At 41.0% G+C, this 26,833-nt stretch carries 28 protein-coding genes and 2 rRNA genes; 7 read left to right on the top strand and 23 right to left on the bottom strand.

The annotated features are described in order from the left end of the window. Positions 1-75: 75 nt before the first annotated feature. The 5 genes from BLV00_RS07575 to BLV00_RS07555 all read right to left on the bottom strand — a co-directional run bounded on the left by BLV00_RS07575 (position 76) and on the right by BLV00_RS07555 (position 5,797). Complete coding sequence (locus BLV00_RS07575; RefSeq protein ID WP_245728891.1) at positions 76-2,724, bottom strand: DNA translocase FtsK; 2,649 nt, start codon at positions 2,722-2,724, stop codon at positions 76-78. Positions 2,725-2,864: 140 nt separating this feature from the next. Further along, positions 2,865-3,470 carry a YtpR family tRNA-binding protein gene (ytpR, locus tag BLV00_RS07570; protein WP_093044076.1) on the bottom strand — a complete coding sequence of 202 codons (606 nt, stop codon included), beginning with the start codon at positions 3,468-3,470 and terminating at the stop codon, positions 2,865-2,867. A 2-nt stretch (positions 3,471-3,472) separates the two neighbouring features. Beyond that, complete coding sequence (locus BLV00_RS07565; RefSeq protein WP_093044074.1) at positions 3,473-4,291, bottom strand: DUF1444 domain-containing protein; 819 nt, start codon at positions 4,289-4,291, stop codon at positions 3,473-3,475. A 90-nt stretch (positions 4,292-4,381) separates the two neighbouring features. After that, positions 4,382-4,699: a thioredoxin family protein gene (locus BLV00_RS07560; protein ID WP_093044072.1), complete on the bottom strand. Its 318-nt coding sequence runs from the start codon at positions 4,697-4,699 to the stop codon at positions 4,382-4,384. A gap of 66 nt (positions 4,700-4,765) precedes the next feature. After that, a complete protein-coding gene (locus BLV00_RS07555) occupies positions 4,766-5,797 on the bottom strand; it encodes a PTS sugar transporter subunit IIC (RefSeq protein ID WP_093044069.1) in 1,032 nt (343 codons plus the stop codon). 194 nt (positions 5,798-5,991) lie between these two features. Between BLV00_RS07555 and BLV00_RS07550 the strand changes: the two genes are divergently transcribed. Beyond that, positions 5,992-8,112 (top strand): methyl-accepting chemotaxis protein, encoded by a 2,121-nt coding sequence (locus BLV00_RS07550; RefSeq protein ID WP_093044067.1) that lies wholly within the window; start codon positions 5,992-5,994, stop codon positions 8,110-8,112. A 55-nt stretch (positions 8,113-8,167) separates the two neighbouring features. On the opposite strand, the gene BLV00_RS07545 is transcribed toward BLV00_RS07550, so the two are convergent. Beyond that, on the bottom strand, positions 8,168-8,674 hold the full coding sequence (locus BLV00_RS07545; RefSeq protein WP_093044065.1) for a hypothetical protein: 507 nt from the start codon (positions 8,672-8,674) through the stop codon (positions 8,168-8,170). 161 nt (positions 8,675-8,835) lie between these two features. Here BLV00_RS07545 and BLV00_RS07540 point away from each other — a divergent pair, with 161 nt between their 5' ends. Continuing rightward, positions 8,836-9,276, top strand: a complete 441-nt coding sequence (locus BLV00_RS07540; protein WP_093044063.1) for a YtoQ family protein — start codon at positions 8,836-8,838, stop codon at positions 9,274-9,276. Positions 9,277-9,443: 167 nt separating this feature from the next. Here BLV00_RS07540 and BLV00_RS07535 read toward each other — a convergent pair whose 3' ends face one another. Further along, entirely contained in the window at positions 9,444-9,968 is a 525-nt protein-coding gene (locus BLV00_RS07535; RefSeq protein WP_093044061.1) for a DUF84 family protein, read from the bottom strand. A gap of 162 nt (positions 9,969-10,130) precedes the next feature. Continuing rightward, complete coding sequence (locus tag BLV00_RS07530; RefSeq protein WP_093044059.1) at positions 10,131-11,198, bottom strand: M42 family metallopeptidase; 1,068 nt, start codon at positions 11,196-11,198, stop codon at positions 10,131-10,133. 142 nt (positions 11,199-11,340) lie between these two features. On the opposite strand from BLV00_RS07530, the gene BLV00_RS07525 reads away from it, so the two are divergent. Beyond that, the gene (locus BLV00_RS07525) at positions 11,341-11,655 is read left to right on the top strand and encodes a PepSY domain-containing protein (protein WP_028783498.1); all 315 of its coding nucleotides are present in this window, start codon (positions 11,341-11,343) and stop codon (positions 11,653-11,655) included. A gap of 222 nt (positions 11,656-11,877) precedes the next feature. Here the strand turns inward: BLV00_RS07525 and BLV00_RS07520 are convergent, their stop codons facing one another. Continuing rightward, positions 11,878-12,729, bottom strand: coding sequence for a YtnP family quorum-quenching lactonase (locus BLV00_RS07520; RefSeq protein ID WP_093044057.1), 852 nt, complete (start codon positions 12,727-12,729; stop codon positions 11,878-11,880). Between the two features lie 68 nt (positions 12,730-12,797). Continuing rightward, on the bottom strand, positions 12,798-13,436 hold the full coding sequence (trmB, locus tag BLV00_RS07515) for a tRNA (guanosine(46)-N7)-methyltransferase TrmB (protein ID WP_093044054.1): 639 nt from the start codon (positions 13,434-13,436) through the stop codon (positions 12,798-12,800). A gap of 260 nt (positions 13,437-13,696) precedes the next feature. Between trmB and BLV00_RS21925 the strand changes: the two genes are divergently transcribed. Continuing rightward, entirely contained in the window at positions 13,697-13,855 is a 159-nt protein-coding gene (locus BLV00_RS21925; RefSeq protein ID WP_176791389.1) for a hypothetical protein, read from the top strand. Positions 13,856-13,976: 121 nt separating this feature from the next. Further along, the gene (locus BLV00_RS07510; RefSeq protein WP_093044052.1) at positions 13,977-14,282 is read left to right on the top strand and encodes a YtzH-like family protein; all 306 of its coding nucleotides are present in this window, start codon (positions 13,977-13,979) and stop codon (positions 14,280-14,282) included. On the opposite strand, the gene BLV00_RS07505 is transcribed toward BLV00_RS07510, so the two are convergent. The 8 genes from BLV00_RS07505 to BLV00_RS07475 form a co-directional block, all read right to left on the bottom strand. Beyond that, entirely contained in the window at positions 14,257-15,060 is an 804-nt protein-coding gene (locus BLV00_RS07505; RefSeq protein ID WP_093044463.1) for a phosphotransferase family protein, read from the bottom strand. The genes BLV00_RS07510 and BLV00_RS07505 overlap by 26 nt on opposite strands. 166 nt (positions 15,061-15,226) lie before the next feature. Further along, positions 15,227-16,153: a diacylglycerol/lipid kinase family protein gene (locus BLV00_RS07500; protein ID WP_093044050.1), complete on the bottom strand. Its 927-nt coding sequence runs from the start codon at positions 16,151-16,153 to the stop codon at positions 15,227-15,229. Positions 16,154-16,258: 105 nt separating this feature from the next. Further along, complete coding sequence (locus tag BLV00_RS07495) at positions 16,259-17,167, bottom strand: hypothetical protein (RefSeq protein ID WP_093044048.1); 909 nt, start codon at positions 17,165-17,167, stop codon at positions 16,259-16,261. A gap of 4 nt (positions 17,168-17,171) precedes the next feature. Beyond that, positions 17,172-17,735, bottom strand: a complete 564-nt coding sequence (gene thpR / locus BLV00_RS07490; RefSeq protein WP_093044046.1) for an RNA 2',3'-cyclic phosphodiesterase — start codon at positions 17,733-17,735, stop codon at positions 17,172-17,174. A 4-nt stretch (positions 17,736-17,739) separates the two neighbouring features. After that, on the bottom strand, positions 17,740-18,918 hold the full coding sequence (locus BLV00_RS07485; protein WP_093044044.1) for an MFS transporter: 1,179 nt from the start codon (positions 18,916-18,918) through the stop codon (positions 17,740-17,742). A 32-nt stretch (positions 18,919-18,950) separates the two neighbouring features. Next, on the bottom strand, positions 18,951-19,982 hold the full coding sequence (locus tag BLV00_RS07480; RefSeq protein ID WP_342722243.1) for a Sapep family Mn(2+)-dependent dipeptidase: 1,032 nt from the start codon (positions 19,980-19,982) through the stop codon (positions 18,951-18,953). Beyond that, complete coding sequence (locus tag BLV00_RS22665; protein WP_342722241.1) at positions 19,982-20,335, bottom strand: zinc-binding metallopeptidase family protein; 354 nt, start codon at positions 20,333-20,335, stop codon at positions 19,982-19,984. Before BLV00_RS22665 ends, BLV00_RS07480 begins: the two co-directional genes overlap by 1 nt. A 52-nt stretch (positions 20,336-20,387) precedes the next feature. Beyond that, the gene (locus tag BLV00_RS07475; protein ID WP_093044042.1) at positions 20,388-21,413 is read right to left on the bottom strand and encodes a potassium channel family protein; all 1,026 of its coding nucleotides are present in this window, start codon (positions 21,411-21,413) and stop codon (positions 20,388-20,390) included. Positions 21,414-21,600: 187 nt separating this feature from the next. Between BLV00_RS07475 and BLV00_RS07470 the strand changes: the two genes are divergently transcribed. Further along, the gene (locus tag BLV00_RS07470; RefSeq protein WP_425441654.1) at positions 21,601-21,798 is read left to right on the top strand and encodes a DeoR family transcriptional regulator; all 198 of its coding nucleotides are present in this window, start codon (positions 21,601-21,603) and stop codon (positions 21,796-21,798) included. A 52-nt stretch (positions 21,799-21,850) separates the two neighbouring features. Here BLV00_RS07470 and BLV00_RS07465 read toward each other — a convergent pair whose 3' ends face one another. Both BLV00_RS07465 and BLV00_RS07460 read right to left on the bottom strand, forming a co-directional pair. Continuing rightward, entirely contained in the window at positions 21,851-22,570 is a 720-nt protein-coding gene (locus BLV00_RS07465; RefSeq protein ID WP_093044038.1) for a pseudouridine synthase, read from the bottom strand. Positions 22,571-22,581: 11 nt separating this feature from the next. Further along, the gene (locus tag BLV00_RS07460; RefSeq protein ID WP_093044036.1) at positions 22,582-24,207 is read right to left on the bottom strand and encodes a putative polysaccharide biosynthesis protein; all 1,626 of its coding nucleotides are present in this window, start codon (positions 24,205-24,207) and stop codon (positions 22,582-22,584) included. A gap of 106 nt (positions 24,208-24,313) precedes the next feature. On the opposite strand from BLV00_RS07460, the gene BLV00_RS07455 reads away from it, so the two are divergent. Beyond that, a complete protein-coding gene (locus BLV00_RS07455; RefSeq protein WP_093044461.1) occupies positions 24,314-25,576 on the top strand; it encodes a BaiN/RdsA family NAD(P)/FAD-dependent oxidoreductase in 1,263 nt (420 codons plus the stop codon). 23 nt (positions 25,577-25,599) lie between these two features. On the opposite strand, the gene BLV00_RS07450 is transcribed toward BLV00_RS07455, so the two are convergent. The 3 genes from BLV00_RS07450 to BLV00_RS07440 form a co-directional block, all read right to left on the bottom strand. Further along, entirely contained in the window at positions 25,600-25,842 is a 243-nt protein-coding gene (locus BLV00_RS07450; RefSeq protein WP_093044034.1) for a hypothetical protein, read from the bottom strand. Positions 25,843-26,549: 707 nt separating this feature from the next. Then, a 5S ribosomal RNA gene (gene rrf, locus BLV00_RS07445) occupies positions 26,550-26,663 on the bottom strand. Positions 26,664-26,740: 77 nt separating this feature from the next. Then, positions 26,741-26,833 (bottom strand): 23S ribosomal RNA (locus BLV00_RS07440); the annotation flags it as partial.

Below are 26,833 nucleotides of genomic sequence, written 5' to 3'. Positions count from 1 at the left end.
AAGCTATTTCTAAAACAGACTAAAAAAGCAGCTGTCCTAACGCCTCAGGACAGCTGCTTTATAAAATAGGGACCGTTATTTCAGTTCGGCAGATTCACCTGGGTGAAACAACTCGTCCACTTGTTCTTTATTCAATAATATATCTCTTGGTTTACTGCCTTTTTGTTCCGATATAATTCCGTATTCTTCCATGTGGTCGATCAGTCGGGCAGCACGGTTGTAACCCACTTTGAATCTTCTTTGGAGCATGGATGCACTGGCCCCGTTATGTTCGATGACAAAAGATACAGCTTCTTCAAATAATTCATCTTGCTCACCAGCTTCCGAGCTTGCTTGCATCATCAGTTCCTCTTGTTCAAAAAGGAAGTTAGGTGGAGCTATTTTCTTTACGTTGCCTGTAATACGTTCAATTTCATCATCCGAAACGAACGCCCCCTGAATTCTTACTGACTGACCAGAACCATTTTCCACAAACAGCATATCCCCTTTTCCAAGCAGTTTTTCTGCTCCTGCCGTATCAATGATCGTACGGGAGTCTACTTGTGATGATACGCTGAAGGCTATCCGGGTCGGAATGTTTGCTTTGATCAATCCGGTGATGACGTCCACGGATGGGCGCTGTGTTGCCACTAACAAGTGAATGCCACAGGCACGCGCTTTTTGAGCGAGTCGGCAAATAGCATCTTCGACATCCTGTGGGGATACCATCATCAGATCAGCAAGCTCATCGATGACGACAACCAGGTAAGGCATTTTTTCTTTGGAACGGTCCTGCTTGTTCATTTTCTGATTATAACGTTCTACATCTCTGACGCCTTCTTTGACGAACTTTTCATAGCGGTCATCCATTTCTTTGACTGCCCATTTAAGTGCCTTCGTTGCTGCTTTTACATCTGTGATTACTGGAGATACTAAATGCGGCAAATCATTATATGGTGCGAGTTCCACCATCTTCGGGTCGATCAATAGAAATTTAACTTCCTCATGGTGGGCCTTATATAACAGGCTGATCAGAATCGTATTGATACAAACACTCTTTCCTGAGCCTGTCGCCCCAGCAATTAACCCGTGGGGCATTTTTTGCAGGTTTGTCACTACAGGTGTACCCCCAATATCCAATCCAAGCGCTACGGTTAATGGAGAAGGGTTTTCCTTGAAGTCAGGAGATTCAAAAATCTCTTGTAAACCAACTAAGTCTGATTTTTCATTAGGAATTTCAATACCGACCGCTTGCTTACCTGGTATTGGTGCTTCGATACGTATCGCTTTTGCTGCCATACTAAGCTTAATGTCATCGGCGAGGTTTGTAATCTTACTCACCTTCACACCAGGCTCCGGCTGAACTTCAAACCGTGTAACCGATGGACCACGCATCGCATTAACTACCTTTGCCCGGACATGGAAGTGGTTTAGTGTAGTCTCCAGTAATTCCATCCGCTCCTTTATCCGCTCATCGTAATTATGGGATTTTCTTATGGGATCATCCAATAAATGGAGCGGTGGTTTGCTATAAGCTGCTATTGGAGAATCCGCTTCTTTTTTCTTCTCTCTTTTTTCTTCTGTATTTTCAGCCACCGTATTTTTATTTCTGCTTCTTTTGTCCCGCGGAGTCATAATGACATTGAAGGGACCACTTTGTTTTCCGTTTTTGGAGTGGTGTTTTGCATGATTTCTTTTCTTATGTGGTTCTTTTTTCTTTTCTGGCTTCCCGACAGGTTTTTGAGCTTCCACCCTTTCCTCATCATTAGAAGCAGGAACTTTTGGAAGCGTATCTTCTTCAACAGTTTCAACTGAATTTGACTGTTCTTCGGGTTCCAGCTGCTGCTCATATTCAATCGCTTCCTCATTCTCAATTTCGTCTATCTGAGGTGTTGCAGCTTCCGTATCTTCTACATATTCTGTTTCCTCTTCTTTTATCTCTTTGTCAGATTTACCCGTTGTTTCATCTTGGACCGGAGTTTCTAAAGTTGCTGCGATATAACCCTCTGCACTTACAAAGGAATCCTCTTCACTCGTTGAAAGCTCTTCTTCCCTGCTATCTTGCTGCTCCACTTGATCATCAGCAAGTGTTTTCTCTTCATTTGTCTCCTCAGAAATCCCTTCGACATTTTCTTCTCCGTGATCCACCGGAATATCTTCAAAAGGAGTAACGATTTGCGAACGGGGAGAAGCATCTTCCCTGTGGCGGGCCAACAGTTCTGATAGGCTCTCAGCCTGTGGTCGATGATCTTTTTCAGAAGAAGCTAAGTCATCCATTACCTTACTGTTGCCTGTTCTCGGATGGTAGCCATAAATCGGTGAAGGTACTTCAGAAGGTTGAAAAGGAACTTTGTTTAATTCTTCCTTGCTGCTTTCTTCTTTTTGGTAACGTCTTTCATTCTTTGGTTTAGTGTTGTTTTTCCGGTTATGCAGGTCAGGCGTATACTCCTTTTTCGGTGTATAGCTTCGCTTCTCTGCGCTTTCCCTACCAGGGCTTTTAACCGGTTTAGCTTGATATTCTTGCGATGGAGTTTGAGCAGGACGACGACTACTTTTTTGTTCTTGCTGCGTTGAACGATGATCCGGAATTACCGGAAAACGGAACTCGCCTTGCTTAGGATATTTATATGCCATTTTAGTTTTTACATAAGGGTCGTTATTTTCTTTGTGCTTTAACGTGTTATCAGCCTGCACCAGCTGTTCAGATGTCTCGTTGGCAAAAAGATCTTTCAGTTTTTTCTTCATCTGATCCCACATTTATATCACTCTCTTCTTAACAAAGGTTTACCTATTATTTTAACAGGTTTTTCAATCATACAGGTTGTTTTTTATAATAAAAAAAGACTGTAGCGTGAAAATAGTGCTACAGTCATCTAATCTGATTTCTATATTTCAAAAACCTGACCGATTTCATATCCGTCTTCCAGAACAAGGATACCCTTTTCTTTAGGAGCATCCGGGATACCTAATTCTTTCGCCGAACAGATCATCCCCCGCGAATCCACCCCTCTTAATTTGGCGGGCTTGATCTTCATACCACTTGGCATAACCGCGCCAACCTTGGCCACAACCACTTTTTGGCCGCTATCGACATTAGGAGCACCACATACGATTTGCAGCTTTTCATCCCCTACATTTACCTGGCATACACTCAACTTATCTGCATTTTCGTGCTGATCTTTTTCTTCAACATATCCAACGACAAATTTGGGAGACAAATCTATATCCAACTTTTCGTCTAGGCCATTCTTTTCAAAGACGTCTTTTACTTTATCAAGCAACGAATCCGTAAGCCTTATCTTCCCATGCTCAGACAAATTCATATAGGAAGAAAGATTAAAAAGATTATACCCAAGCAAACTTCCATCACGTTGATCAGTAATCTTCACCACATCTCCATGATGCTGTTGGTTAATATAGTTGCGATCTCCATCTTTGATTGGAAAAATCAGTACATCTCCGATTCCTTTGGGGTTATAAAATACATACATGCCTACTCGCCCTTTCCTTCATCTTTAGGTTTGTTTTGAGCTAGAATGAATATGGGTTCCAGCTGTTTATCTTCATATAAAAATGATAATGAAGTGACTGGTGTACGTCCTTCTGCAAAGAATTTCATCGCCATTTGAGCTAAGATGTCATAGCCGGTGGGGTTTTGGACGTCAGCAAATATCAGCACATCTTGATGTGGTATACTCAGTGCCAGTTCCCCTTCTGCCTTCGCTTTCATTTCTTCCAGTAATGCCTCATTCAAGACCCGACTAGCATCGTACCCGTCATTCGTCGATAGAAAGTAAAATGTATTCCCATACACTTCATCTTTTTTCAAATCTACGGATAGTGAACGGACATTAAAGCTTGCAATTTCCCTTACGCGATCCGCCGTCCAGCCTTCGCTCTCCAGCATTTCTTCATCAATCAGCTGGTAGGACTTGCCGAGATCAAGGGCATAATAAATCCTTGTTTCAGCTGTGTGTTCGGAATACAGCAGTTGTTTCCCTGAAGAAGTCTCAGTCGGAAACGAGCCAGCACGGATAACAGGGAAAATATGTTGTTCTTTCCCTTCCAAATGGGGCGTCTCATTCATAATCCGTAACGCCTCTTTGATATGCTCCTCTAATTCATCCAATGCTTCTTCTCCGCGATTTTCCCACTTAGAGATAACATTAGGCAAGGTAATGGTTATCCCCTGGCCTGATTCCTTCCATTCTACCCGGAATGTATCTTTATCACGGTTGAAAGAAGTACGCCACCCTTCCACTTGCAACCGATCTTCGAGTTTTCTTTTCATTTTGATGCTTGTCATTTTCATACAGTTTCCTCCTTTATTTTGGAGAGAAATCAATTACTTTGTCTATTTTAGCATAAAAAAACTGCGCTTCAACAATCGCGCAGTTTCTGACTATTTCTCTAATCCGTCAATGAATGCCTCGATTTGATCTCTTTTTTTCCGCTGCTTACTGACAAAGCGGCCGATCTCTTCTCCCTGATGGAAGGCAAGGAAGCTCGGAATACCAAGAACCCCATTTTCTATGCAAATATCCAGGAAGTCATCTCGATCAATATATACAAAGTTATATTCCGAATATTTTTCTTCAAGCTCTGGAAGGAAAGGTTCAATGAAACGGCAATCCGGACACCAGTCAGCTGAGAATAACATAATTACCTTTTCTTTGTTTCGCCATTCCTGAAATTGTTCTTCTGTTTTCAACTGTTCCATCTCTACACCTCCGCTTCCATCCTAACATAGCACCTGGTAAATGTGGGTCATGCTTGATCAAATTACCTATTCATAATCAATTTTCATATCACCCGGCTTGAGCCATCCCTTTTTCCGAAACCACTCTGCTATCAATAAACTGATGATTGCAGGTGCGATGATATGAAGTATCAATATTACCCAAAAAATCTCCCAACTGAACGCCATTGACTCAAACGTCATTATTTGCCCTACGAACCCACTGGTGCCCATTCCAGCTCCCATTGGGTTGTTTTCCATTTTGAGCCAAACAGTAGCAATAGGTGCCAGCACAGCCCCTGCTATCGTAGGGGGCAGAAGGATGATCGGTTTTTTTATAATATTAGCCACTTGGAGCATCGATGTACCAATCCCCTGTGCCAGCATACCACCTAGACCGTTATCTCGATAACTGATGGTCGCAAATCCGATCATTTGTGCAGCTCCTCCAACGGTAGCCGCACCGGCTGCAATTCCATCTAACGATAACATTAATGTAATGGCCAGACTTGAAATTGGTGCGGTCAATGCTAGTCCTAACAATACAGCGACAATTATCCCCATAATGAATGGTTGTTGGTCAGTCGCCCAAATGATGACTTCCCCAAACCACACCATGAAATTTCCAATTGGAGGACCGATGAAAGAACCGACGATAAAACCTGTAGCAATCGTAAGAAAAGGGGTTAAAATTATATCAATGCGAGTTTCTTTACTAATTAATTTACCTGTTTCAGTAGCAACTAATGCTGTCACATAACTTCCAGCCGGACCCCCGAGTTCAGCACCGAACGCGCCACTGAATAAAGCAGCGAACATAACAAGTGGCGGAGCCTTCAACCCATAAGCGATTGCTATACCAATCGCTCCTCCCCAAATTTTCACATCCATGGCGAATTCGCCCATTTCAATGAATGAAGCAGATAAGTATGGCCAGAAATCCAGCTGCTCCCCCACAGTCTTTATAATTAACCCAATAATTAGCGATGAAAACAACCCAAGAGCCATGAAACTCAATGCAGTTATAAAATATTCCTTCGCACTAAGAGTTACTCCTTTTTTCTGAAAAAAACGCTTCATTCTTTTCCCTCCCTAAGGCATGCAACCATTATATTTTACAAAAATATTTTACATGTGTAAAGACATTGAGTCAGCGCTTTTTTGGGTATAAAGTTTTATATTTGTCAAGTTAAGTTGTTTTGGTGATTCAAAAGCTCTATAATTTCAATAGTATTGATTGAGTCTATTTTCACATAATTTGAGGAGGGGAAAATGTGAAGACCATACGTAACAGGGTGAGGTTGATCCTTATCTTGTCTTTAGCTAGTATCGCTATACTAATCGGGTTCTCTGTTTATTTTTTTAATCAGCAAGCTGAAATGATTGAGGAAAGAGAACATTTACAAGAAGCACTCATTCATAGTAAAGAAATCAATTATAAAATGATGGGGACCACAAATAGCCAGCAAGCATTTTTTGCGGAACCAGGTGAAGCTAATGCAGAAGCAATGAAAACAGCTATTATTAACCTGAAACAAACAGCTAAGTCCCATGCAGAATCCTATAAAAATTACCCTGCTATATCTGAAAAACTTTCAGCAATCCACCAGAGAACTGTGACATACGAAGAAAAACTGGATACTGTGGTCAACATGTATCGGATGATCGGTTTCAACAATGATAGCGGCATGTATCAATACATTGATGATGCATATAAAGAATTGACTAAACTAATTGACGAATTAGATGATTCAAGTTTGTCCAATCATTTACTATCTCTCCGTTTATCAGAAGCACGTTTCTTACATAACCCGACAGATGAAACATTCCATGACTTTGATGGAAGTAAACGAGCCTTTAAGGAATTAGGAGAAGAAGCGCAGTTAACAGCTAAACAAAACAGTCTCTTCAATACGAACTTACTAAAATATGAACAGACCGTCCGTTCCATGAACAATTCATTTGCTTCATCTGACAAAATCCGTACCACATTCGAAGAAATATCCGCTGAAGTTGCTAATCAAGTCGATCAAGTAGTTTCTACGGTCAATGAACTTCACGGGCAACTTCTGGCAGAACAGGAACAAGCTAAGAATTTACTTTTTCTGCTATTGATATTGATCGGAACATTAGGTTTATTGATTACTCTTATCACTGGTTTTATTTTAATCAAATCCATATCCCGATCTTTATATACACTTAAAGAGGGAGCAAAGATTATCGGTGAAGGGAACCTTTCCCACCGAGTATCTGTCAGGACCAGGGATGAAATGGCTGAATTAGGTGATCAATTCAATCAAATGGCAGAAAAGATGGAACAATCAGTCAAAAAGGTACGACACGCCTCAGGTGTTTTGAGCGCCTCTTCTAACCACCTCACATCAGTTGCTGAACATACCAACCATCAGGGAGAAGAAGTAAATGAAGCCATCAACCAAGTAGCAATCGGGTCCCAGGAGCAAGCACAAAAGATAGAGGAAAGTACCAATATGATTGAGCAAGTTTCCCAGGCCATAACTGGTACAACCAAAGCTACTGAGGAAATTTCAGGTGCCTTACAGGAAGCGGACAGAGAAGGTAAACAAGGGTTACAGACAATCAATAAGTTGGAGGACATTTCTGATTCCTTTATTTCTCTCGCTTCGCATTTGACAAAAGAAGTACAGTCGACTACTGAGCAGTCGAAGCAAGTAAATAAAATTGTCACCACCATTGAAGAAATTGCAGATAACACCAACCTGTTAGCCTTGAATGCAGCTATCGAATCTGCACGTGCAGGTGAAGCTGGCAAGGGATTTGCGGTTGTAGCTGATGAAGTAAAAAAGCTTGCAGAACGATCCAAGCAAGAAGCAAAAAGCATTCAGAAACTTGTAGATCGTATGTCACTGCAAATGACCAACTTATCTGATGAAGCGGAAAAATTTGCGACTTACCAGCAATCCCAAAACCTTGCAGTAAAAGACACCAAAAATGTGTTCCATCGTATTGCTGAGCAAGTTTTAGCGATGAATACGCAAATTCAAGACGTCAATACAGCCATCACTGATGTAGATGACGTCAATGATATTTTGAAACATAAGTTGCAGGAAATCAGCATTATCTCCGAGCGAGCCGTCGCTACAGCTGAGGAAGTAGCTGCTTCAAGTGAAAACCAGGTGAACTCTTTCAGCGAAGTAAATCATGCTGCAAATGATCTACAAAGCCTTTCCCAAGAGCTGGAAGCAGAGGTCAGCCAGTTTACCATTTTATCAGAAACGGCTTCCTATGAAGAATTCGATAACGATAATAATGAAGAGATAAGGACGCACGAACTATTAGAGGAAGAAACTACTCCTGAGAAACAACCTGCCCTGGAATCAGGCGATGAGTATTTATCAGAAAGGAAAACCTCTTAGGTCATCAAGATAAAAACTCCCTGGCCGGGTTTCCTTGGCCAGGGAGTTTTTATAACTAATAAGCAATTGAATTAGCAATCTTCATCATTTTTTCTACATCCTTCTTTAAACTGTCCTTTTCAGCATAGGTAGTGACCTTTACCCCGCCTACGCCTACTTGAAGTTCATATTTTTCTTCCTCATTTATAGGCAGTACCCTTACATATCCAAATCGGCCTTCATCTTCAAAAGATTCCAACAACAGATGCTCATCTTTTTCAGAAGCGGCCTGATAATTCAATTTACTTTTCCGTTCTTCTTTAGGATTATAAAATAATATAAATGTCTGCTCACCTTCGTTAAGTATCAAATTACTATTTGACTCTCCAGAAATTTTCATGCTGTCTGGGAGATATAAAGAAAATGAACCAGCCTCATGATTTGTATCCGTTTCATTTTTCTCAAATGTCGTTTTTGCGACTTCATAAGTTTGCGTGATTGTATCTTCTTCGGACATAAAAAAACTACATCCCCCTAGCACAAAAGCAAGAATAGTAAGTAATGTACCAATCGTCTTCTTCATAGAATATTCCTCCTGCATCTCCCTCTTTTTACTTTCATGATACTATTGTTTGTTGATTTGACAAGTTCCATTTCGTTCCATCACCTATCAATGGACAACTTCTTATAAATTGTACATAATGGAAATGTAGGAACAAAGGTAATGAATGGGAGGAATTTATTATGGAACTGACCGTATATTTAGCCGGACAAATTCATGATGATTGGAGAAACGAAGTCAAAAGTAAAGCAAAAGTAAAAGACTTGCCACTGACCTTTGTTGGACCCCAAGAAAACCATGACCGCTCGGACAATATCGGCGAGGATATTCTCGGTGAACAGCCAGGCGGCCTCTACAAAGATGATGCTGCATCCAGCATCAATAATTTAAGAACACAAGTACTACTGCAAAAATCTGATGTAGTCATCGCCTTGTTCGGAGAGAAATATAAGCAATGGAATACTGCCATGGATGCCAGTGCAGCTATACACCTGAACAAACCGACAATTATCGTACGCCCTGATTCATTGATCCATCCATTGAAGGAATTGACCAACAAAGCCGATGTTACCGTTGAGACTGTCGATCAAGCATTGGAAGTATTGCAGTACATTTATGAATAAACCATGAAAATAAAAAAAGCTGCCCCCATGTCTGTAATAGACATGCTGGGGCAGTTTTTCGATTATTGTTGAGACCAGAAAAATGGGACTGAGACACGACTAGCTATCCAGTTCCATCACGTCCTTAACTATTGCTTTCCAATTTAACTCTTATTTTTACCTTAAAGTTAAGCTTGTTCCGCTTTATGCTTGTTCGCGAATTCATATTGTCCTTTCAAGAGACGGGTAATATGAATGAACATTTCTTTACGATCGACTGCGGCATTAGTAAAAATACCAATCGCTCCTTCGTTTCTTCTTACCTCTTGCTTATCTGCATATTCATCCATTACATCGCCTAATTCTCTACCCTTTTCTAATTCTACCTTAATCTCTTCCGGTAATGGGATTCTTGCTCCACTGGCCAAGTACAAGTTTTCACGTTCATCGACTAACGCACCCCAGTTACATAGGTAAAGTTCATCAGCTATTTCCATAACTCCACCTTCTAAGCCAAGTCCCATAGCGCCTTTTTTCATTTTTGCACATTCTCTTGCCCGGTTTATTGCACCTTCCTGCGTTTCTTCATCAGAAAAAGGTTGAGCGGACACTTTAGATTCAACTTCTACTCCTTCTATATCATAACTAGAGAATACTTCTTTTACAGATTCTATTTTTGTAGGGTTTTGCGATCCAGTATATATGCGAACCATTCTATTCACCTTTCTATCGAACAATTACTTCCTTACACTATACATCATTATCCCCGTTCAGGTCTATGGTTAAAAAGTCAACGTTGATAAGAGGCATCTCATCACGAAAATAGAAATAAAATCACGCAGACTTTCCCAGCCTGCGTGATTTGTATCTATTACTTATCCATTATTACGAATTTGTGCGACCGTATTTTGATCTGTCGTTTTCACTAATTTGACCAACAGCTCTTTTGCTGCAGCATAATCATCCACATGAATGATAGAAGAGGACGTATGGATATATCGCGAACAAATCCCTACCACTGCAGATGGTACCCCATCATTGGAAATGTGCACTCTTCCTGCATCTGTACCACCTTGCGAAATGAAGTACTGATAGGGGATGTCGTTGCTTTCTGCCGTATCCAAAATAAAGTCCCGGATACCGCGGTGTGTAACCATGCTACGGTCGAATATACGAAGTAACGCCCCTTTGCCAAGTTGGCCGAACTCTTTATCATCACCACTCATGTCATTGGCTGGAGAAGCATCCAGGGCATAAAAGATATCCGGTTGTATCATATTGGCTGCAGTTTGAGCACCTCGCAACCCGACTTCTTCCTGAACAGTAGCACCAGAGAAAAGCTGATTAGGTGTATTTTCCCCTTTCAATTCTTTCATTAGCTCTACAGCAAGCCCGCAACCGTAACGATTATCCCAGGCTTTTGCCAGGATTTTCTTTTCATTTGCCATCGGAGTAAACGGACATATTGGAACAATTTGCTGACCTGGTTTAACACCAATCCGTTTTACATCCTCTTCATCATCTGCACCAATGTCGATTAACATATTTTTTACTTCCATCGGCTTTTTACGCTGTTCTGGTGTTAAATTATGAGGAGGTATAGAACCAATCACCCCTGTGACGGGACCATTATCCGTAATCACTTGTACTCGCTGAGCAAGCATCACCTGGTTCCACCATCCCCCAAGTGTCTGAAATCGAATCATCCCATTCTTGGTAATTTGCGTAACCATGAATCCAACTTCATCCATATGCCCAGCTACCATTACTTTTGGACCTTCACCCTTTTTGACCCCAAAAACCCCTCCAAGGCCATCTTGAATTATTTCATCTGCATACTTCTCTAACTCTGATTTCATAAACTGACGTACCAGATGTTCATTACCCGGTGCACCAGGTAGTTCCGTCAATGTCCGGAATAAAGATTGTGTCTCTTGATTCATTATGTATCGAACTCCTTTCCACTATAGTAACCATTTTACCGAAACTTTCGACTACTTTCTACTTTTCAGACTGATTTTAGTTTTCATTATGAAGTACATTTAGTATACTAGTGGGAAAGAATACTTATTGAGGTGAATAGTGATGGATTGGAAAAAAGTCGCAATCGCGGCAGGTGCTGGTGCTTTAGCTGGCTATGTCGTCAAAGAACAAGTCTTCAACAAACAGGGGGTCACTCCTGAAAAAGCATTGAAAATCGCAAAAGAAGCATTCAAAAAACAAGGACCTATCAGTGGCTCCTGGATTTACATGAAACCAGAAGAATTGACCAAAAACGGTATGGATTATGAAGTTTATCGTGGAGGCGTTTCGAAGAGCCAAGACGGGGAAACCTCTCAATACGAATTCTTCATCGATGCACAAACAGGAACCATCGTTGATGTGGCTGAAGCAAATTAATAACAAAAGCCGTGCTGGTTTAATAAACCAGCACGGCTTTTGTTATTATCTAGGAATTTATAAAAATGGATGGTTGTGGGCAACATTTTGCGTCGGACTGCATCCAGCTCCAGCGCCTATCCCCTCGAGGTCTTAAGTCAATCCTCTTTGTGACAAAAAACGTCACGCCGAGGCTTGGTTTAAGCTTGTCGGAGGTGAGCAAGGCGCTTGCTCTTTTGTTCTTTAGTAAGCATAGCGGTGGCGTTTTACCTCATCTATTCTGTTTCCATCCTGGTCGAATTTGATCGCCCGATAATGGGCATCATGGTAAAACGTATACCAGGCATTCCGCTCATAGCCATAGTTCATCCATTTTTGTTTTTCATGGACCGACGTAACAGGGTAATCGTCATATGCAAGGACCCACAATGGATTTTGGTGTCCATGTGTCGGCATGATATCCGCCATATGAATGAATTGTTCTTCGCCATCTTCAAATATAATGATACAATGACCATCACTATGCCCGCCTGTATGGATTATTTTCAAGCCTGGCAGCAATTCCTTTTCTTCTTGAAACGTATGTACCTGTGTTTCTATAGGCTTCCAGTTTTCTTCCCAATACGTATTAGCAGAACGAAGATTAGGCTGCCTCATTTCATTCCATTCCACTTCAGAAGTAATAATCTCTGCTTCAGGAAACGTAGAAACAAGTTCATCTTCTTGCCAACGCGTCAATCCACAAGCATGGTCAAAATGAAGGTGTGTCATCAAAACGATATCAATATCTGTTGTAGTCAAGCCTAACTTTTCCAGAGACTCATCGAGCTTCGATTCTTCCAGAACACCAAAGTTTCTGATTTGCTTCTCGGAAAATTTTCCATTGCCTACGCCAGAATCAATCAAAAATCTACGGTCATCAACTTCCAACAAAACCGGATCAGACCGGAGCTCAATTTGGTTCTTATCATTAACCGGGTATTTTTTCGTCCATAGTGGGCGTGGAACAACTCCGAACATCGCTCCTCCGTCCAAATGGGTAACTCCACCTTGAAGCCAGGTCAGCCTGGCTCGTCCTACTTGCAATGTTTCCATCTGTTCCCCTCCTTTTGCTTACACATTAAAGTGTACCATAACAGATGAAAGGTTTGGAAATGGTATCATTACTTGAAGGAGACACGGCAACGATAAATCGGCTGACCTTTTTCAGCAAATTTCTCCTCATATTCGGTAGGAACATTCAGCGGATCATCCAGTTGGTGTAAATCAAGTTCTACCTCTTCTAATCGCATACCAAATTGAGAGAAGCTGACTAGCGAATATTCGAAAAGCTTTTTATTATCGGTCTTCATGGTTATTTTTCCATTCGCTTTTAAAATACTATGATATTGTTCTAAAAACGTATGGTAAGTTAATCTTCTTTTTTCATGACGCGTTTTCGGCCATGGATCCGAAAAATTCAGGTAAAGGTGGTCTACTTCATTTTCACCGAACAATTCCCTCAAATCTCTGGCATTCTCGTTCACCATCCGTACATTGGCAGTATCTGCATCAATCACTTTCTTGACTGCACCAACAATGACACTTTTGACACGCTCGATCCCCACAAAATTGATATCAGGATGCTGTTTCCCCATCCCGGCAATAAATTGTCCTTTTCCGGAACCTATTTCCAAATGTAATGGCTGTTTTTCGGGAAAAAGTGCTTGCCATTTATTTTTATGTTCAAATGGCTCCTGGACGACGATGTGGTCGTTCTCACGTAGAAAATCATCTGCCCATGGTTTATTACGTAAACGCATATATTATTCCTCCTCTACCGTCTAAACTTTATCACGAAATCACTCTCTTAGAAAAGTTTTTAGCGAATTTGCAGGAAAACGACGTATACTTCCATCTACCCCCATATATGTAGCTATACAAAAGGTATATGACTTTTATCACCGTTCACCCTTTCTCAAGAGCTATCAATACTGACTTCCTCATTTGGATTGTAAGCGTTTACTGGGATATGATTATTATCGTATGATTAATACTACAAACATGGAGTGAGTATTTACTGATGAAACTACTGACTAGTATGATTGAAATGAGCGTAATTGCTGTATTTTCTGTGCTTTTCGCTGGATATGCACTTTTCATATATCCATTTGAAAAATTGACACAACTGGTAAATCCTGAAGTTCGCAAAAATCAAATTAAGTATGCACCACAGGCATAAAGATTTGATAACGACATCATGAATATATATTATCCCTAAAAAAATGGGCTCCTTTTGAGGAGCCCATTTTTTTTGTATAGGAAACAGCATTTTTCAGCACTCTAAATAAAAAAGGGTGATCATGATGCCATTGACGATAAATGACCAGCTGAATGTTTTATACGATTTGCTTACAGAACAAAGTGAGGATGGCTGTGGCACAGTTGCCGAATGTCAGCAGATTGCACGTCTTGTCCATTCCCTTCAATCAAAGCTGGCTAATCAGCCTGAGCAAAATTTACAGGATTATTTACCTGGTATTTATGATTATAGTCAACAAAGCTTGTCTGACGAACAAATGACAGAACATATCTATAATAATCAAGCTAATTTAAAGCACTGGGTCAGTGCTCTGGCAGAGTTCAAGGACACCAGATACCATGATTAACCATCAGTCGCTTCAGTGATTCCGTTCGCTGAGCGGCTTCTTCTATATCTCCTCGCATGCGGTGCCATTGAATGAAAGTCAATGATTGAGCTATCGCATACCAGGTCATACGTGTATATAAATTTTCTGTTTCTTCTACGCCGTACCTTTCCAGCCAAGGCTTCCAATCCTCTTTAGGAATATACCAGTGTAACAGCATCCCTAAGTCCATGGCAGGATCTGCCACCATCGCATTGTCCCAATCGATCAAATAAAGTTGATCATCCCTGGATAACATCCAATTATTATGATTCATATCGCAATGACACACTACATGCTTGGCAGCTTTCACTTCCCCCAGTTTTGCTTCCAAATAATCAATCGCTATATAAATTTGTTTCCATGGATCGATGTCCTTAAAGAGACGTTCGTTCTCTTTGATATCCTCAAGGATGTCTTCTGGAAGCAACGGATGTTTGCTTATCCGCATCAGCATGTCTAACAACTCGGAAGAATGATGAATCTTACTCAACAGTTTAGCCACTCTTGGATGTTTCATTTCTTCCTGTTTGAGTTCACGGCCTTCCAGCCATTCCTGAGCAGTGATAACATCACCATTTTCCAACCTTTTTGTCCATACGAGCTTAGGTACGATTCCTTCTGCAGACAATACAGCCAGGAAAGGGGATGAATTCCGCTTCAAGAATAGACGTTTATTATTATTTTGTGCATAATAGGCCTCACCAGTCGATCCACCGGCTGGTGTAATGGTCCATTCTTCTCCAAGTATGTGTTCCAAGCGTTTCACCTTCAATTCCTCAAATCTTTAAGTATTGCCGTGCCATAAGCGGTATTATAAGTATACATGATTTTCTTTCCATAGCCAGTAAAAGTTTTATACTGCAGTATGATACACGTTTTATAGAATATCTTATCTCCCCGTCCAATTTCAAGAACAAGCTTCCTTACCCAAAATAAACCATTCGTTTTTGCTCTGGTATTTCCATTTTACAAAAACGGCATGAGCCGGCTTCCCCATCGACCTGCACAGGAATCGTAGATAGCGACTCTACAGTGATCGCTCTGCCCTTATATTGTTTAACTTCTCTTAAAGATGTGTGTTTCCCCCAAAATACGGTGATAAACAATAAAAGTATTTTCCACTTAGGCATCGATTCGACAACGATGACTGAATAAAAGTCTTTTTTCAAACTGGCTTGTGGAGCGATTTTCATTCCTCCCCCATAATAAGGGTGTCTGGAAACAGTTATCATATAAGCACCCTTTACCTGTTTTACTTTGCCATCAATAGTAAGGGTGATATCTAATGATTGATATGTTGGAAGTACTGTAAAAAAGGCAAGGACGTAACTCATAAAACCGATTCTCATCCTGTTGAATACTTTTTTGAAGGATGAGTTATCCGCTTTATAAGCAACTTCAGCGTCCAGACCAAATCCGATGCTGTTCATAAAATGCCGGCGGCTCTTAACATCATTATGAAACAGGTAAGCCCCTGGTTTAAAGGATAAGGTTCTGGGATGGTCTATAATTCGCTTGAATAAGGTAACTGGATTTGTATGTATGCCTGCACCTCGCGCAAAGTCATTTCCAGACCCTGCGGGTATAAAGGCAAGAGGAATTTCAGGATAGTGCTTCATCCCGTTCAGGACTTCATGTAAAGTTCCATCTCCACCAATGATAATCACGGTTTTTATCTTTTCGTGATAAATTTCAGTTACTTGTTTCACAATCTCTTCCGCATGTCCTTTATAATCGGTGATAAATGATCTGCATTGATTCGCTTGAAATGAATGATCATGCTGAATCTTCTCTAATATATTCAAGGCTCTGCCATTACCAGCAATCGTATTTACAATGACAATATGCATGTCTTCCCCCCTAGGTTACCAGCAAAGCCTTTCGTGAGTCTATTATACTACAAATAATGCAAAGGTAATACTTACAGACTCAGTTGCTCGAAAATGGTCAAATATTCACTCTCCGCTCACGAACCCCTGATCTTCCTGATCCCATTCAGGACGCCTTATGGCAGTAGTCTGGCTGTGTTTAACAAGAGCTTCAGCTGCCTTCAATTGCGAATACTTTAATGGTGAACGCAAGTTCCTTTTATTTTCAAACCATTTTTGGTAGTCAACTTTACCAATATAACTCGTATGAAAATTTTCTTTTGCAGATTTAAACTCATTTTCAGGTGCGATTATCACTTTTTTATATGAAAATTCAATGCCATATTTGGAAAGAACACTTTTTACGTAGGTTTCACTTCGATTCAAAGCAACCAATGGGCTGATGATCTTTGAACTGCTATGCGCATCTTCGATATGCCAGGTTCTGTTATCTACTGGTACGATCACAGAATTAGCAGAAGCCTCCATGAAATGAATTATTTCAATCCCTGTGGGGCCAATCAGGATTGTATTTATTTCCATTGATGCTTGTTTAATTTTGACTAGCGGGCAGTACATAATAAGAAACGTGTCGGGAAACCGCTGTAATAAGTATTTCAATTGCTTATCGTGTTTATAATCTGGGTCCAAAAATGACTTTTCCCACAAAGTCGATGATGCCCACTTCAATTGAACAGAAAATAGATCATCAAGAAAAACCTGCTTTGCTTCATCTACGGAGGTTGGAGGATCAGGAGAAGGATGCTGATCAGCTTCTCCTTTATCTTGTCTTTTAAAAAGGCGTTTCCATTTAGAAAGAGGTTCGTCTTCTTCAGATGGTGGAGGCGGTTGCTCCAATTCCAAACGCTGTTCTGTCCACTTTTGTTTCATTGTCTTCCAGTGCTGCTTTTTAGCACGGATATACTGGCCGGGATATTTATACATATCTGTTTCATACCGGGAAATATAGTCCTGAAGCTTAATCAACTGTGCCATAATGTCACCCCAATTCGATGGTCTCGACAATTTCATACTTAGGCGCTTTTGCCGGGTGGATACGGAAGACATGAAACCGGTCGACCGGTAAAATCAGTGTTTCTTTCAAGTTCTCCAGTTTCTCATTCGTAAATGTATCTTTCTGCTCTTCCTTCCACTTTTTCGCTATGGTGATATGAGGCCGGTATGGTCGTTTCTCTTCCTGAAAACCAGCACGCTTCAGTCTTGTTTCCACAATTTCTTTCAAATTCAATAAAGAAGTATGCTTCTCAACTTCCATGAATAAAACCCTCGGCTTTTGCTTTTGACCAAAAAATTTCAGATCTGACGTCTCAACATGGAAAGGAGCAGGGTAAGATGCTGTCTCTTCCTTCAGCAATTGCAGCACCTCATTAATATTTTTTGTATCTACCGCTCCGAGAAATTTCAATGTAATATGAAAGTCTTCTGGATGTGTCCAAGTTTTGTATTGTACCACCTGTTTCAGTTCTTTTTGCCAGCCTCCCAGAACCTGACGTATTTCCTCGGAAATAGGTACGCCAATAAAATAATGAGGCGTTCCTGTCATGTAATCATCCTCCTTCTATATAGATTTGCTTACCTTCCCGTTTACTCACCACTACTATCAAGATCACCCCTGTAAAAGTCATGGCGGAGAAAAAGCCATACATCCCAAATACATGTAGAGCATCAATCCATACCCCGCCTATAAACGTAAAAAATGCGTTCCCCAACCCATTTCCTACAGCGGAGTATAAACCTACTGCTGTTGCAATAACACCTTTAGGCGCAAGTTCCCTTACCAGAATCAAAGCGGCAGGTATATAAAGTCCGACTGATACACCTTGCATAATTGTCGTTGTGTAAACGATCCCGCTGGATGGTTCAAAGGCATATATAAGCCAACGGATAAATGAAACAGAAGAGCTGATAATCAATACTCGAAAAATACCCAGCTTATCAATAATAAATTGGGATATTTTCATAAAGGGGGCTTCACTTCCAGCAGCAAACAAAAACGCTATTCCTACTGCTGTTAGTGTTCCACCGACAGTTAAAATGAATGTACCGAAATAATAATTGTTTGCTAATACCGGTCCAAATACTAAGAAATTAGAAATTAAAAAAATCATGAAGCTTTTTTGTTTAGTTAACACCTTTAAGCCTTCACGAAAAGATACGGCCACACCTTCTCCATGTTTCGGAAATTGAGAGAGCGATAATAGAGCCAGAATAAGTCCTCCGCTAAAAAATACGAATACCCAATTCAGAGATCCGGCTACCTCTGTGACACGCCCTAATACAAAAACAGCCACAGCAAATCCGATTGCTCCCCATAACCGGATATTCCCGTATTGTTTCCCATGTTGCTGCACATAACTTAGAGACAAACTATCGGATAGCGGTACAATAGCTGATTGAAATACTGCGATGACCAGCATGCCTGCGTATAATACTATAAAACCTTGCCAAAGGGGGTAAAGTAAGGCCAAAATAGCAGCCAAGAATGTCGCAATTGCCAGCAGCCTTCTTGTCCGTTTGGTGTGATCACTAATCATCCCCCATATGGGTTGAATGAAAATAGTGACTAAAGGCAATGCCGCGATAATCAAACCAATTTGAGTATGGTTCAATCCTTTTTCTTCTTCTAAAAAGATGGACAACAGTGGGAAGAGGGCCCCGAAACCGAAAAATGTGAAGAAATAGTAGATTTGGAAAAAACGATAAGTCTTATGTTTGTACTGCTGCATTGGGTCTTCCCTCTCTTCTTATAGGTGTCTGGTTATTTTGTCAGTTGATAAATCGCTTCTGCATAAATAGCAATCGCTTTTATCATGTCACTGATACGAACGTGTTCATCTTTTTGGTGAGCCGTGTCCGGACTGTCTGAAAACATTGCACCGTATGCTACCCCGGTTTTTAATGCTCTTGCATAAGTAGCCCCTCCGATTGATGCTACGCTTCGCTCACTTCCTGTCTGTTTGTTGAATATTTCTAATAACGTCCTTACGTCGGGATGGTCTTCATCTATATATAAAGGCAAGAGATGATCATATAGTTCATAGTTTCCTTTCTGAATAGCTGCCATTTCTCTCATTTTGTTGATAATCGCTTCACCGTCACTGGTAACTGGATAACGGATATTGATACCGGCAGAGATATCACCATTTTTATAAGTAAGAGATCCAAGATTGATCGTCAAGGCACCTGAAGCTTTATCCTGCGCGTATATTCCGAGATTTGCACCTGACGTTTCACCGTATTGATCGACTAACCAGGAGAAAATAGTCTTTGCTTCGGGCGATAAAGGCAGCTGAGTCAAGAACTTTGCTAACTCAACAACAGCGTTGATACCTTGTTCCGGTTTGCTGGCATGAACACCTTTGCCTCTAATATTCATTTCCACCTTGTTTCCGTGACTATTTATTTCCCCTGTTAACTCACGATCAACAAGAAAACTCTTAAACTGTTCTTCAAGATTAGCAGGCCCATTCACCTGTAGTTTTGCTTTTGCAAAGTCTGGTACCATATTCAGGCGATCTCCACCTTCCATAGTCTCTACTCGCATAGCATTATCTGGAGGTTGAGAAACTGAAGGAAGCTGTAAAAATCCATCGATCAAACCTTTTTCAGCATGAATGACAGGAAATGCAGCATCAGGAGAAAATCCGAACTGTGGCATTTCTTCCTGTTTGAAATAATAATCGATTCCCTGCCAATCCCTTTCCTCATCCGTCCCTAAAATAAGCCGCACTCTTTTTTTCGGCTCAAAACCTTGATCTTTCAATAGTTTCATGGCAATATATGCAGCCATTACAGGACCCTTATCATCCTGCGCCCCCGGGCAAACAGATGGCCGTCCCTGATAACAGGATCAAAAGGGTTATTGCTCCAGCCTTCACCAGCAGGTACGACATCAAGATGACCGAGGACTCCTATAATATCTTTACCCTGGCCGTATTCAATGTGACCGGCGTAGCCTGAAATGTTCTTTACTGAAAAACCATCCTCCTGGCCGATAGAAAGCATTTCGTTCAATACATCATCTATCGGCTTTCCAAATGGATAGCGCTCATCTTCTTGATACACGCTGGGCATCCTTAAAATTCTTTTTACTTTCTCTTCAAATTCTTTCTGGTAGGTAGAAGCTAGCGTGGTAAAGTTCATTTTACTTTCTCTTCAAATTCTTTCTGGTAGGTAGAAGCTAGCGTGGTAAAGTTCATTTTCCTCCCTCATTTCCAATGATTTTTTTATACGTGACATCATCGCATATAGCAAAAAGCCTGGCTTCTTCCGGGATTTGTTCATTTAACCTCCGGTTGATGTTCAAGTCATTGCCATCCGCAATTAATGTCGCTCCTCTTTGCAACAAAGAGTCAAAGGCATCACGATAAGTCTTCCAGTCCTCACGTTTCGGTATCAAATATAAATCATCTCCATGTGAGCGACTTAATAACTGACCGTATATATTTGATACTCCATTCATAAAGGCTGACCTTACAGCCAACGAGGATACAGTCTCATTTGAGATAATGAACTCGTCTACCCGGACATGTTTGAAATTTTTTATATGAGCTTCTTCCATCACTTCTACAATCGTATGGACATCTGGTGCCAATGCTTCTACAGTGGAGGCGATTAACAGGGATTTCCCATCAATCAACTGATCGTCTTTAATCCGGTCATCTGCAAATATCATCACAGCTTTAGCAGCTGCTGCATTGGCGTTTAATAACGTTTCTTTTTGGGAAGCATTCCCTTTTATGTAGTGAATGTTGTCTTTTAAGAATGGAGCTTCTTTTAAGTCATCAATAATGACGATCTCAGCATTTTCATAAGTATCCATGATTTCTTTAATCGCAAAAGAGGCCTTTTGTGACCAGCCGATGATAATATAATGATTTTTATCTTTATACACGATATCACCTTCCAAACGTTTTTTTCGAAAACTAGCAAAACCATCGACCACTTTCCCTATAACGACACCAATCAAGCCGATTCCTAAGATATAAAGTGCAATAGCTATCATGCGTCCAGCTATGGTAACCGGATAGTAATCCCCATAACCTACCGTAGTGACCGTAGTCATTACCCACCAGAATCCGTCAAAATAAGTAGGGAAGTTCTCCTTTTCCACATTGACTATCAAAATCGTACTCAATATTACGAGCATTCCGCTCGATAAAAATAATACATAATTATTAATATTGACCATCTTGGCGAGTAACTTGCGAAGTATGTACATTTCCTGCTCCCCTTTCAAAAAGTAATAGTCATGTAAATTTAGTGAAATGTCTGTAAATTCCACTATATTTTGTAGCATATATCATAATTTTTAGTGTAAACTATAAATAACTTCATAGCGTCACCCGCACATACAATTCCAACGAATGAATCTAAGGAGTGGTTTTTTGAATCATTCATCATCCCGTATGCTTAACCGTATTAAATCTGTCTATCTGTATATCAGAGAGAATGGGATAGTTACGACGTCACAGCTAGCGGAAGAGTTCGGCATCACCGACCGGACAGTCCAAAGGGATTTGACAATTCTGGAATATAATGGTTTAGTGGATAGTCCAAATCGCGGAAAATGGACGACAACAGAAAAGAAAGTAAAAATTTCCTAAATAAATTACAAAGTCACCCGTGCCAATTGGCCGGGTGCTTTTTTCATCCTTCTTAGAGGTTGGTTATTTCTTTCAAGTAAGTTATTTCTTCTTGTGATAATTCACGGTACTCTCCAGGCGCTAGATCCTCGTCCAACTGGAGCGTTCCCATGCTCAGCCGTTTCAGGTAGGTAACGCGTTTTCCTACAGCTTCAAACATACGTTTCACTTGATGATATTTTCCTTCTGTAATTGTAAGTTCGATTTCCGATTCAGAACCGGAGGTTAATATTTCAAGCTCGCCCGGTTTTGTGACATATCCATCGTCAAGCTTGACCCCTTGTTTGAATGCCTCGACATCTGAATCCGTCACTTCACCATCTATGGTCGCGAAATAAGTTTTACCTATGTCTTTTTTTGGTGAAGTAAGTCTATGGGCGAGTTGACCATCGTTCGTGATCAACAGCAGCCCCTCTGTATCTTTATCTAAACGCCCCACTGGGAATGGGTGGAATATAAGATCTTCAGGCTGCAATATCTCAATCACAGTTTCTTCCACTGCATCTTCCGTCGCTGATACCAGCCCATCTGGTTTATTCATCATTAAATAAATATATTCCCGGTATTCAACCGTTTCACCATAGACAGTTACCTGATCTTTATCAGGATCGACATGTGTTTTGGGACTATTAACCGTTTCTTCGTTGACCCTGACATTACTGGACTTCAGAAGCGACTTCACTTCTTTTCTTGTCCCATAACCCATATGAGCCAACAATTTATCAATGCGCATCATTTCCCCTCCTAGCTATTTTTCTTATTCAGGAATCGATCAAGCACTCTCACTTTACCTCCAAGCACCCGTTCCAGCAAAGTGGATTTATAGGCAAGCCAGAGATAGCTCACTCCACCAATAACTACACCAGTAATCAAAACAATCAAAGCATCTAAGCGGCTTTCTTCCGGATTTATAAATATACCCAGGAAGAACTTAACTATCCATAGTACGAGTGCCATAATGGTTGTAAAAATTACAACCAGTAACGCACGTTTGAATAAAGGCTGCATGGGGAAGTCTGCTTTTCTTCTTACTCTCCATAAGTTTAGTAGAACAGCTGTAGTTACAGCAAGCAGGGTAGCAAAGATGGAACCTTTGGCTCCGAATACTAAAATCAACGGGATATTCAACGAAGCTTTTACAATCATTCCCACAGTCAGACTGATAACCGTAAAGTTTTGTTGATTGATTCCCTGCAGTACTGCGGCACTGACAGAAAATAGACCAAATAACAGGGAGGCAGGAGCGTACCAAGCCAACCACATACCTTTTAATTCTACGCCTTCAATGCCATATAACGCTCCATAAGCTTCTCCAGAGAGTACAATCAGCCCTACCACCGCTGGGAAAATTAGTAAGATAACAATCTGAAAAACCTGGTTTATCTGCTTATGAAGCAGCTGAATTTTTTGTTCCGTGAACGATGCGGTTACCGCTGGCAGCATGGATAAGGACAATCCTGTAGCAAGCGTCATTGGAATAATGACAAGCTTGTGTCCATACATCACAATAGCTGCATATGCGGTATCTGCAAGGTCGCCTTCACCAGCTACAAACATGGCATCCTGGAACGTCAAATTATCAATGAATTGATAAAGTGGAATCGCAATCCCTACCAGTACAAACGGACCAGCATAACCAAGCAGCTCTTTGAACATTTTCTTTTGTGGAATATCATAGGAATACTCCTGCTGTTCCAGGTGTCGGTCCAGAAATGGTTTACGTTTTTTCCAATATACATAAAGCACAACTACAGACGCAATGGCACCGACAAATGCAGCAAAGGTAGCGAACCCGACGGCCAACTCAATAGAACCTTTGAATATTTCCCTAACGACAAATACTGCAATCAAAAGAAATGCAATCCTCGCCACCTGTTCAATCACCTGGGATACGGCAGTTGGTGCCATCGATTCGTGCCCTTGGAAGAAACCGCGAACAATACTCATTCCAGGGATAATCAGGAGGGCAAAACTTACCATTTGAATGACCCTTGTGGCGTCCTTTAAAGCAATTTTACTGCTTTCCTCATTCATAAATGATTTTGCCAGCAGCTCAGCTCCAAAAAACATAATCAGGAATGCAACCAAACCGCTAAATGCCATCAACTGCATCCCGGACTTCAATATCTTCCTGCTTGTTTCATAATCTCCGAGCGAATTATACTTTGAAACGAATTTCGAAACGGCTAACGGGACCCCTAATGTGGATATACTGATGAATATCGTGTATGGTATATATGCAAAACCATATAACGTACCACCCGTGTCGCCTACCATTGCCTCAAAAGGGATAAGATAAATCATCCCTAAAAATTTTGATAAAAATGTAGCTCCGGTCAGGAGCATGGTTCCTTTAACTATTTTCGACATTTCTATTTATTCCACCTTCAATGATTGTAGAGTCGAACGAATCTATTTTACCATAAATGAAGATGATTCAAATCAAATAACATCAGGATTGAAAGGAATGACTACATTGTCCTATGAAACAGCCATCATTGGCGGTGGCCCCTCAGGCTTAATGGCAGCAATTGCTTCTGCAGAGCAGGGTGTCTCCACTATATTGATCGATAAAGGAAAAAAACTCGGCAATAAACTTGCTATATCAGGAGGAGGGAGATGTAATGTGACAAATAGACTTCCTCAAGAAGAAGTAATTAAACATATTCCTGGTAACGGCAAGTTCCTATACAGTGCGTTTTCAGTGTTTAATAATTATGACATCATTGACTTCTTTGAAGGATTAGGAGTGGCATTAAAAGAGGAGGATCACGGACGGATGTTCCCGGCAAGCAATAAAGCAAAGGACGTGGTCAACGCCTTGCTCCACCGACTGGATGAGTTAGGAGTTGAGATAAGAACAAACACTCCAGTTGAAACGATCGACTATGGAGAAAACAGCCATACGATTATTTTAAACGGGAAAGAAAAAATTACAACTAAAGCGATAGTGCTTGCGGTTGGAGGAAAATCAGTTCCTCATACAGGCAGCACAGGTGATGGCTATGCCTGGGCCAAAAAAGCGGGACATACGATTACAGAGCTGTACCCAACTGAAGTACCATTAATTTCTTATGATCATGTTATTAAGCAAAAATCCTTGCAGGGTTTATCTCTAAGAGATGTAGCTGTATCGGTTTTCAACCAAAAAGGGAAAACGATTATCACCCATCAAATGGATATGATTTTCACCCACTTTGGACTTTCCGGACCTGCTATATTAAGGTGTTCACAGTATGTAGTAAAAGAATTCATGAAAGGGAATCGCCCAGTTAAAGTAGAAATCGATACACTCCCTGAGAAAAAAGAAGTTGAATTAATAGAACAGCTTCAAATTTTAGTAAAAGAGCATGCGAGGAAAAGTATGCGTAACTTGGTAAAGGGCATTGTCCCTGAACGGCTGATAGACTATATCTTGGACAAGGTGGGGATCGAATCAGAGGATAAAGCAGCAAATATATCCAATGAGCAAATAAGAAAGTTCGTTACTGAATTAAAACATTTCCCCGTTAACATACATGACACACAATCGATTGAAAAGGCATTCGTAACGGGTGGTGGAGTATCTATTAAAGAGGTAGTGCCAAACACCATGCAATCAAAGTTAATGGCTGGACTATATTTCTGCGGAGAAATCCTTGATATCCACGGATATACAGGAGGGTATAATATTACATCCGCCATGGTGACTGGAAGGGTAGCCGGGATGCATGCCGCCTGGGAAGCAATGGGCAGGTAAAAAAAAGAAAAACGAGAGGCCTTCTAAGAGAGGCTTCTCGTTTTTCTTTGCAGGTAGGCCTGTTCCCTACCCAATTCTCTATTAATCAATATATTAATTTCTTCCCGATGTTCCTCGGTTATTTCCGGATCAGACTTACTCCAGTCAACCGCACAAAGAAAATAGTAATTCCGTATCCGTTTTAAATAAAAGGTAGTATTCGGAAACTGGTCAAAGTACCCTCTGACGACTCCTCTTCTATCGTATGCCCAGCGAATTAATTTCATACACACCACCCGAACATATATTCTGTAACGCATTATATAATATCAGATAAGTCTGTCGGGAGCAACAATTGTATTTGTAGTTCTAAGGCTCTGTTAAACATTATTAGTGATTTTTCAGAAGAGGCTTTTTCAACTAAAGGGCCGTACGGTCGAAGACTTGATTTCGAGATATTGGGGGAGCTTAGGGGCGTTGGGGAAGGATTCGCTTTCCACGGGGAAGCCCGGCAAGCCTCCTCGAGCTAAAGCTCTGCGGGGTCTTGCCTGTCTATCTCGCAGGAGTCTCCACCTTCCCCCACACCCATTCCCACATAATATTATCGAAATCGCCTTGAATGTACTGTTTAAAAAACACACCATTCTTGAAAGGAGTTTCGAGATTATAACACTTGTATGGTGGCTGGGAAAACGGTGAAGCTCCTCGAAAATGCTACGCATTTCCTTCGTGCGGTGTGTATTCAAGATGTTTATTAAAAGTGCTGTGGGATGAACATGAGCGGTGAGATCCCGAAAGGCGAAGCCTGAGGAAGCTCACCACATGCCCATGGAAAGCGAGTGATTTCCCGGACCTCCAAACGCTCATCACCATAACGAAAACAGTTTCTCTTCAAGTTAAGGGAGCTTAACTGTAAAATCAACACGGAGATGTAACAATAACATTTCTATAAAAGAAACCCGGAAGCCTTGGAAGACTTCCGGGTTTCTTGATTGCCTAGCGGCGTCCTACTCTCACGGGGATAAACCCGACTACCATCGGCGCTGGAGAGCTTAACTGCTGTGTTCGGCATGGGAACAGGTGTGACCTCTCCGCTATCGCCACTAGACCTTGATTATGCAATTGAGGTAAACCCTCAAAACTAGATAAGCAACATTCAACGATTCAACTGCTTCACGAATTGTATTAGTTAAGTCCTCGATCGATTAGTATCCGTCAGCTCCACGTGTCACCACGCTTCCACCTCGGACCTATCTACCTCATCGTCTCTGAGGGATC

Source organism: Thalassobacillus cyri, assembly GCF_900107755.1.
Lineage (GTDB): Bacteria > Bacillota > Bacilli > Bacillales > Halobacillaceae > Thalassobacillus > Thalassobacillus cyri.
The sequence above is the reverse complement of the archived record's forward strand: the minus strand, read 5'-3'. Positions and strand labels throughout refer to the sequence as shown.